The 6,160-nt window shown below is 69.9% G+C and carries 11 protein-coding genes and 1 pseudogene; 8 read left to right on the plus strand and 4 right to left on the minus strand.

The genetic code is table 11. The features are described from left to right. Window positions 1-121: 121 nt before the first annotated feature. The 3 genes from ABGB16_RS32785 to ABGB16_RS32795 all read right to left on the minus strand — a co-directional run bounded on the left by ABGB16_RS32785 (window position 122) and on the right by ABGB16_RS32795 (window position 1,838). Window positions 122-388, minus strand: coding sequence for a hypothetical protein (locus tag ABGB16_RS32785; protein WP_347671945.1), 267 nt, complete (start codon window positions 386-388; stop codon window positions 122-124). Window positions 389-492: 104 nt separating this feature from the next. Beyond that, window positions 493-1,074: an HD domain-containing protein gene (locus tag ABGB16_RS32790; RefSeq protein WP_347671946.1), complete on the minus strand. Its 582-nt coding sequence runs from the start codon at window positions 1,072-1,074 to the stop codon at window positions 493-495. Then, window positions 1,071-1,838, minus strand: coding sequence for a helix-turn-helix transcriptional regulator (locus ABGB16_RS32795; RefSeq protein ID WP_347671947.1), 768 nt, complete (start codon window positions 1,836-1,838; stop codon window positions 1,071-1,073). The genes ABGB16_RS32790 and ABGB16_RS32795 overlap by 4 nt, the downstream gene beginning before the upstream one ends. A 293-nt stretch (window positions 1,839-2,131) precedes the next feature. On the opposite strand from ABGB16_RS32795, the gene ABGB16_RS32800 reads away from it, so the two are divergent. Together ABGB16_RS32800 and ABGB16_RS32805 are read left to right on the plus strand one after the other, a co-directional pair. Beyond that, window positions 2,132-2,494 (plus strand): hypothetical protein, encoded by a 363-nt coding sequence (locus ABGB16_RS32800; protein WP_347671948.1) that lies wholly within the window; start codon window positions 2,132-2,134, stop codon window positions 2,492-2,494. Further along, a complete protein-coding gene (locus tag ABGB16_RS32805) occupies window positions 2,491-2,709 on the plus strand; it encodes a hypothetical protein (RefSeq protein WP_347671949.1) in 219 nt (72 codons plus the stop codon). The genes ABGB16_RS32800 and ABGB16_RS32805 overlap by 4 nt, the downstream gene beginning before the upstream one ends. Window positions 2,710-2,737: 28 nt before the next feature. Here the strand turns inward: ABGB16_RS32805 and uppS are convergent, their stop codons facing one another. Then, window positions 2,738-3,496 carry a polyprenyl diphosphate synthase gene (gene uppS, locus ABGB16_RS32810; RefSeq protein WP_347671955.1) on the minus strand — a complete coding sequence of 253 codons (759 nt, stop codon included), beginning with the start codon at window positions 3,494-3,496 and terminating at the stop codon, window positions 2,738-2,740. Between uppS and ABGB16_RS32815 the strand changes: the two genes are divergently transcribed. From ABGB16_RS32815 to ABGB16_RS32840, 6 genes and pseudogenes are all read left to right on the plus strand, one after another. Beyond that, window positions 3,464-4,675: a transcriptional regulator gene (locus ABGB16_RS32815; RefSeq protein ID WP_347671950.1), complete on the plus strand. Its 1,212-nt coding sequence runs from the start codon at window positions 3,464-3,466 to the stop codon at window positions 4,673-4,675. The two genes, uppS and ABGB16_RS32815, sit on opposite strands and share 33 nt — an antisense overlap. A 192-nt stretch (window positions 4,676-4,867) precedes the next feature. After that, window positions 4,868-5,191, plus strand: a pseudogene (locus ABGB16_RS32820) (hypothetical protein); the annotation flags it as partial. Then, the gene (locus tag ABGB16_RS32825) at window positions 5,188-5,406 is read left to right on the plus strand and encodes a hypothetical protein (protein WP_347671951.1); all 219 of its coding nucleotides are present in this window, start codon (window positions 5,188-5,190) and stop codon (window positions 5,404-5,406) included. The pseudogene ABGB16_RS32820 and the gene ABGB16_RS32825, both read left to right, overlap by 4 nt. 52 nt (window positions 5,407-5,458) lie before the next feature. Further along, window positions 5,459-5,632, plus strand: coding sequence for a hypothetical protein (locus ABGB16_RS32830; protein WP_347671952.1), 174 nt, complete (start codon window positions 5,459-5,461; stop codon window positions 5,630-5,632). 53 nt (window positions 5,633-5,685) lie between these two features. Continuing rightward, window positions 5,686-5,931 (plus strand): hypothetical protein, encoded by a 246-nt coding sequence (locus ABGB16_RS32835; protein WP_347671953.1) that lies wholly within the window; start codon window positions 5,686-5,688, stop codon window positions 5,929-5,931. Further along, the gene (locus ABGB16_RS32840) at window positions 5,901-6,101 is read left to right on the plus strand and encodes a hypothetical protein (protein WP_347671954.1); all 201 of its coding nucleotides are present in this window, start codon (window positions 5,901-5,903) and stop codon (window positions 6,099-6,101) included. Before ABGB16_RS32835 ends, ABGB16_RS32840 begins: the two co-directional genes overlap by 31 nt. Window positions 6,102-6,160 lie beyond the last annotated feature (59 nt).

Here is a 6,160-nt window from a genome sequence, read left to right on the forward strand (position 1 = left end):
GCGGCCGGGCTTGGTCGTGTACGGACGTGGAGCCCGGCACCTGTGGGCTGCGAAGCGTCAACCACCCGGCGTGCCGCATGAGCGCCGCCAGGAATCTGCCCTCTTCAGGGGGCAGAGGAAGTCAAGAGAAGAGCACCCGGCCAGCGCCAGCTACGCTGACCCCGGCCGCATAAACCCCGTGTCCAGGATCAGGGGTCAAGCCCTCGTGCATGTGCTCCGCGCCGTACCGGTGGCCCACCTTGGGATCGTCGAAGCCCATCTGCCGGTCCCACCGGCGGTTGCCGTCCATCACCATGGCGATGTGCCGCGGCAGCGGGGTACCGGCCAGCCGGGCTCGGAGACGGCGGGCGTAGAGCCGGTGAGCGGTGCGCCGTACGAGCTGCATCATGATCAGATCAAAGCACCTCGGGACATTCCCACAGCGACCAGAACGGCTACGTGCGCGACCTTGCGCTGAAGGTCGGTCTTGTCTCCTGAGTCAGGAAGTAGGACCTACTCCGACTGGCGCGACGGACTGAGCCAGGCGAGAGGTTGTCCGCTCAGCGCGGCGTCGGCGAGGCGACGGGCGGACGAAGTCTTCAGCGCGGCGCGGGAGCTGTCGATCCATCGCTGGACGTTGTCGATGCCCTGGTGGCGGTATTCGACGGCCTGGACGAGGCATTCGAGTTTGTCGGCGTCGCGGGCCACGACGGCCTCCAGGGTTACGCCGGTTTCGTATTCGGCGACGGCGGCGGTGATGACCTCGGCGACGGCTGGTGGGCAGTCGGCGACCTGGTCGGCGGTGACGGTGGTGTTGGGCGCGGCGGTGAGGTAGCGCTTGGCGATGTGGGGGATGTCGGTGATCCGGGTCTCCTGGGTGTCGTGCAGGACGCAGAGCATGGAGACCCGGGCGGGGTCGGCGCCTTCCATGGCGGCGAGCATCATGCCGATGAGCGCCGTGCGAAAGGAGTGCTCGGCGATGGTTTCGGGCTGCTTGACGCCGGCGAACCACCAGCCGGTGCGAGCGGCCCGCTTGAGTACGCCGGCCTCGAAGATGAAGCTCATCGCCCCGGCGGCGTCGTGGTCGTCGCTCATTTACCCGTCCCTGTGCCGGTGAGTCCGTCTGTTCGCAGGCTGTAGACGATAGACGTTAGTTCGTGTCGGGACTGCGCGGAGACGCCCCCACTGTCCAGCAGGGCGGTACAGCGTCCGAGGAGCGTACGTCCGGTGTCGGGTTCATCGAGGGCGAGGCCGCGCCGTGCGGCGAGTAGCGCCCAGACGTTGTGGATGTTGAGATCCACGAACGGGTGGCTGGCGTCGAGGCGTTGGACCAAATGCCGAAGCAGTCGGGAGCCTCGCCAGTCCGAGAGGGGAGCGGGCATGAAGGAGTCGTCGCGTTGGCGGTATGGGATCTCGCCGAGCTGCTGATCGGCGGGCAGGAGCGGGCCGAAGGCCACGGGGCCGCGTCGGCGGTGGGGTGTCGAGACGGCTCTGACGAAGGTGGGTGCCTGCCCCAGGACTGCCCAGAGAATCAGGTCGGTCAGGCGGTGGGTGAGCACTGACCAGCCGAGTGGCTGTTCGGCCACGTTTGTGCTCTCCACCTTGTCGTCGAGTACCGCGGTGAGGACCAAGTCGGCTTCGGCAGCGTCGTCGAGGGCGGCGAGCAGGCTGGTGCTTGCTCCGAGCCGACCGAGCCTCTGGCGGGTCGCGATTGCCTGTCCGAACGGCACGGCCGTGAAGGGCCGGCGTCCGGATTCCCAGCTCTGTACGGTCGCGCGGTCGACGGCCAGATCGACGGCGAGCTGTTCCTGTGTCATCGGGATGGATTCCCGGATCAGCTTCAGCAGATAGCCCGTCACATCGCCGCCCCCGTTGCGATCGTCCGCGACCTGCCATTCGATATCCCTACGTTGACCGGTGGTCGACGTTCCCGCCGTGACCCCTCGCGCGGCGGGAGATAAGTCCTGCTCACCCGTACTGCTGGTGAGTCCAGCGATCGTCGCCCTGATCGTAGCGTCGTAGTTACCGAACGTTCCAGATCCGGTCCCGTGGTTCGGGGCCGGCCATGTCGCGCTGCCCACCGGAGGGAGACAGCGATGCGGGATAGCACACGATCCAGGGCCAGCCGGTTGGCCGGGGCCACCGAACCGCGGTGGCGACGCGTCTCGTACGAGGAGTACCTGAGCGCCGCCGCGCTGACCCTGGCCCGCCGGCATCGGCCGGTGTGGTGCTGGCGGAAGTGGCGGCGGATCTGCCGGTGCGGTGCCGACCTGCCCTGCCGTGTCCGGCACCGGATTCCGATCAACCGTGGCCACTGGCCGGACGGGGAGGCCAGGTGAACGACGACCAGGAGCGGGCGATCCTCGCCGTGCACATCCGAGGACTCGACGGCATGTGCACGGGCTGCCGGGCGTGGTGGGGGCGCCTCAACCCGTACCCGTGCTGGCAGGTGGAGGGGGCGACCAGTCGGCAGGCCCGGACGATCATGGCGCGGTTCCTGGGGGTGCGGGCGTGACCACCCACGGGCCGGTGCTGCCGATCTGGAGCTGCGGCGGCTTCGGCGCGCCCTGGCCCTGCCGCACCCGCCGCCAGGAACTGCAAGCGGAGTTCGCGGACGCGCCGATGTCTCTCGCCCTGTACATGGGGGCGCAGTTCGCCCGCGCCGCCGAGGACCTGACCTGGGCACCCGCCGGCGCCCTGCACCGGCGGTTCCTCGGCTGGCTGCGGTGAGCGCCAGACGGGGCCCGGTGTGGACCGGTCACGCCGCCAAGGGCCTGCTGCGGGCCGAGTAGGAGCGCAGGGCCCGCAGGAAGTCGATCTTCCGGAACCCGGGCCAGTACACGTCGCAGAAGTACAGCTCGGAGTAGGCGGCCTGCCAGAGCAGGAACCCGGACATGCGGCGTTCCCCGCTCGTACGGATGACGAGGTCGGGGTCGGGCCGACCGCCGGTGTACAGGTGCACGGCGAGGGCGTCGGCGGTCAGGCGCTGCGCCAGCTCGCCGGGAGTCGCCCCCGCCCGCGCCTCCTGCTCCAGCAGGGAGCGCACGGCGCTGACGATCTCCTCGCGGCCGTCGTAGCCGATGGCGACCGTGACATGGAAGTCCCCGCTCCGCTGCCGGGTGCCGTCCTCGGCCAGCTTCAGGGCGTGCCGCGTCGAGTCGGGTAGGACGTCCGCTCGGCCGGCCAGGTGCAGCTGCCACGGGCTGTCGGGACGCAGAAGCGGCTTCGTCACCACGTCCTCGATCATCCGCATCAGGTTCTCCACCTCGGCGGACGCACGTTTGTGCATGTTGTCGACGGAGGCGACGAACAGGGTCACGTGGCGGATGTCCAGTTCGGCACACCCGAACCGCGTGGGATGAGCGATCGCGGAACTCCGCTGGCTCGGCGTCGCGGCGAGCCGGCGTTGAGGGTTACCGGGAGGCGGGGTGATGAGTACCGTGGGCCACGACGGCCGCTGACGGGCGGGCGGGAGGAGGTTCGGATGGACTCCATGCCGGAGCTGACCTTCGGGCAGCGCCTGAAGGTCTACCGTGAGCGTTCGGGCAAGACCCGTGCCGTGCTCGGCGGGCTGGTGGGCCGCAGCGCGGAGTGGGTGAAGGCCGTCGAGACCGACCGACTTCTGCCGCCGCGCGTACACATGCTGGATCGGATCGCTCGCGCGCTCAAGGTCGACGTCTCCGCCCTGATCGGGGAGCTCAGCGACCGGTCCGCCGTCGTCAACGGCCCGGAGCACCCCGCACTCGCCTCGGTCCGCGACGCCCTCAACCGCTTCACGCTGTCCGGCGAGGTGTCCCCGCAGTCGTTCGAGCAGATCCGGGAACGCCTCTCCGCAGCCTGGCGGGCCCGCCATCAGGCGTCGGACCACCGGACGGTGCTCGGCGCTGTGCTGCCCGACCTGGTGCGGGACGCGCAGCGTGCCGCACTGGCGTACGAGGGCGACGAGCGCCGTCAGGCGCACGCCCTGCTGGCCGAGGCCCTCAATCTGGCCCAGATGTTTCTCGCCTACCAGCCCGCCGCCGAGCTGCTGTGGCGCGTCGCGGACCGGGCGATGGTGGCGGCCCAGGAGTCGGGAGATCCGGAAGCGCTGGCGCGCGCGGGCTGGTTCCTGTGTCAGGTCCACCGGGAAGCTGGGGATTGGGACACGGCGATGTCGGTGACGCTGGACCTGATCTCGGCGCTGGAGCCACGAGCGGCAGACGCGGACGCGAACCTGCTCGCCCTGTGGGGTGCCCTGAACTTCGAGGCCGCCTACACCGCTGCCCGCGCGGGCGAGGAGGGCCGGGCCTGGCGGTACTGGGACCACGCGGACCGGGTGGCGCAGCGCCTGCCGCAGGACTTCTACCAGCCGCAGACGTCGTTCTCGCAGGTCATCATGGGCGCCCACGCCGTGACCGTTGCCGTGGAGTTGCAGAAGTCCGGTGAGGCGGTGCGACAGGCCGGTCGCCTCGACCCGGCTGCCATTCCATCGCGGCCACGCCGTGCCCGGCACCTGATCGAGGCTGCCCGGGGCCATTACGGCAAGGGCGATCACGAGGCCACGGTGGCGATGCTGCGACGAGCGTACGACTCGGCGCCGGAGACGATCCGCTTCAACGGCTACGCCCGCCAGATCACCCTGGATCTGCTCGACGGGCCGCGTTCCGCCCGCAACGACGTGCACGATCTCGCGCTGAAGGTCGGCCTCGTCTCCTGAGCCAGGGGTAGGAACTTTACCCATTCCGGCTCGCGACGCTTCGTAGGTTTCTCCTCACGGGATGCGGCGGGCGGTTACGGGTTTCGCCTGGTCGCCGCGTCCCTCTCAAGTTCGGGTGCGGCAACGCGCCGTCGTGACCGACGGGGGAGAACCAGTGCGGCGAGTCTCGTACGAGGAGTACCTGCTCGCCGCCGCGCTGACCTTCGCCCGTCGGCATCGGCCGGTCTGGTGCTGGCGGAAGTGGCGGCGCGTCTGCCGGTGCGGTGCCGAGCTCCCCTGCCGTGCCCGGCACCGGATTCCGATCAACCGTGGCCACTGGCCGGCAGGGGAGACCGAGTGAACGACGAGCAGGAGCGCGTGATCCTCGCCGTCCACCTGCGCGGGCTCGACGGCATGTGCACCGGCTGCCGGGCGTGGTGGGGGCGCCTCAACCCGTACCCGTGCTGGCAGGTGAACTGGGCGACCAGCCGGCAGGCCCGGACGATCATGGCGCGGTTCCTGGGGGTGCGGGCGTGACCACCCACGGCCCGGTGCTGCCGATCTGGAGCTGCGGCGGCTGCGGGGCGCCCTGGCCCTGCCGGACGCGACGGCAGGAGTTGCGGGCGGAGTTCGCGGACGCGCCGATGTCGCTCGCCCCGTACATGGGTGCGCAGTTCGCGCGCGCCGCCGAGGACCTGACGTGGGCGCCCGCCGGCACTCTGCACCGGCGCTTCCTGGGCTGGCTGCGGTGAGCGTCACCGGCGTCCGGGGCAGCTCCGGTGGCTCCACGCCTATGGTGGTCGGATGTCCCGGCGCGCGAACCCCACCGTCGAGGCTGACTGGTCCTCGGTGAGTCATGCGTACGGCCCGGCTGTCGAGATTCCCGACCTACTGCGCGCGGTGAGGTCGGACAGCCAGGAGGTTCGCCGGAGCGCGTACAGCGACCTCGCCGACCTGCTCGTGCACCAGGGATTGTGAAGTGCCGGGGATCCACGCTGGTCCTGACCGTCCGGGCGGGCGAGGGCATCAGCATGTCGGAACCGCTGGCCAAGGCGATCGAGAAGGCGCTGAAGGTCGAGATCCCGAAGGAGGCGGACCTCCGCAAGAAGGACATCGTCAACCGGACCGTCGTGGAGCCGGACGTGCCCCTCTGCCGTGGGTCACTGATCCCTTTTCGGTGTGACAATGATGAAAAGGGAGGTAATGTCCTCTTCGACCGCAATGCCTCCAGATTCAGGATGATCGCATGGACCCTTGGCAGCCGATCGACGAGTTGATCGTGAAGCGCCGCATCCTTCCCGCGATGCAGGCGATCCGCGAGGCCGAGGGATGCAGCCTGCAGCGGGCGATCGAGGTCTTCGACGAGCGGTGCGAGTTGCTCCGGCGGACCAGGCCGGACGCCTTCGCGGTGACTCGCGAGGAGAGCGGCCAGGGCGTCCACAGCTGAGGCACCGCCTCGACCCGCCGAGCGAGAGACAGAAAGAGCCGGTCGACGCCGTTATGGCG

This window comes from Micromonospora sp. B11E3, from assembly GCF_039871625.1.
GTDB lineage: Bacteria > Actinomycetota > Actinomycetes > Mycobacteriales > Micromonosporaceae > Micromonospora.

What these genes read in the sequence shown, in the direction of transcription:
- ABGB16_RS32785 (WP_347671945.1), bottom strand. Translation starts at nt 388, where the DNA reads ATGATGCAGCTCGTACGGCGCACCGCTCACCGGCTCTACGCCCGCCGT.
- ABGB16_RS32790 (WP_347671946.1), bottom strand. Translation starts at nt 1,074, where the DNA reads ATGAGCGACGACCACGACGCCGCCGGGGCGATGAGCTTCATCTTCGAG.
- ABGB16_RS32815 (WP_347671950.1), top strand. Translation starts at nt 3,464, where the DNA reads ATGGACTCCATGCCGGAGCTGACCTTCGGGCAGCGCCTGAAGGTCTAC.
- ABGB16_RS32830 (WP_347671952.1), top strand. Translation starts at nt 5,459, where the DNA reads ATGTCCCGGCGCGCGAACCCCACCGTCGAGGCTGACTGGTCCTCGGTG.
- ABGB16_RS32835 (WP_347671953.1), top strand. Translation starts at nt 5,686, where the DNA reads ATGTCGGAACCGCTGGCCAAGGCGATCGAGAAGGCGCTGAAGGTCGAG.
- ABGB16_RS32840 (WP_347671954.1), top strand. Translation starts at nt 5,901, where the DNA reads ATGGACCCTTGGCAGCCGATCGACGAGTTGATCGTGAAGCGCCGCATC.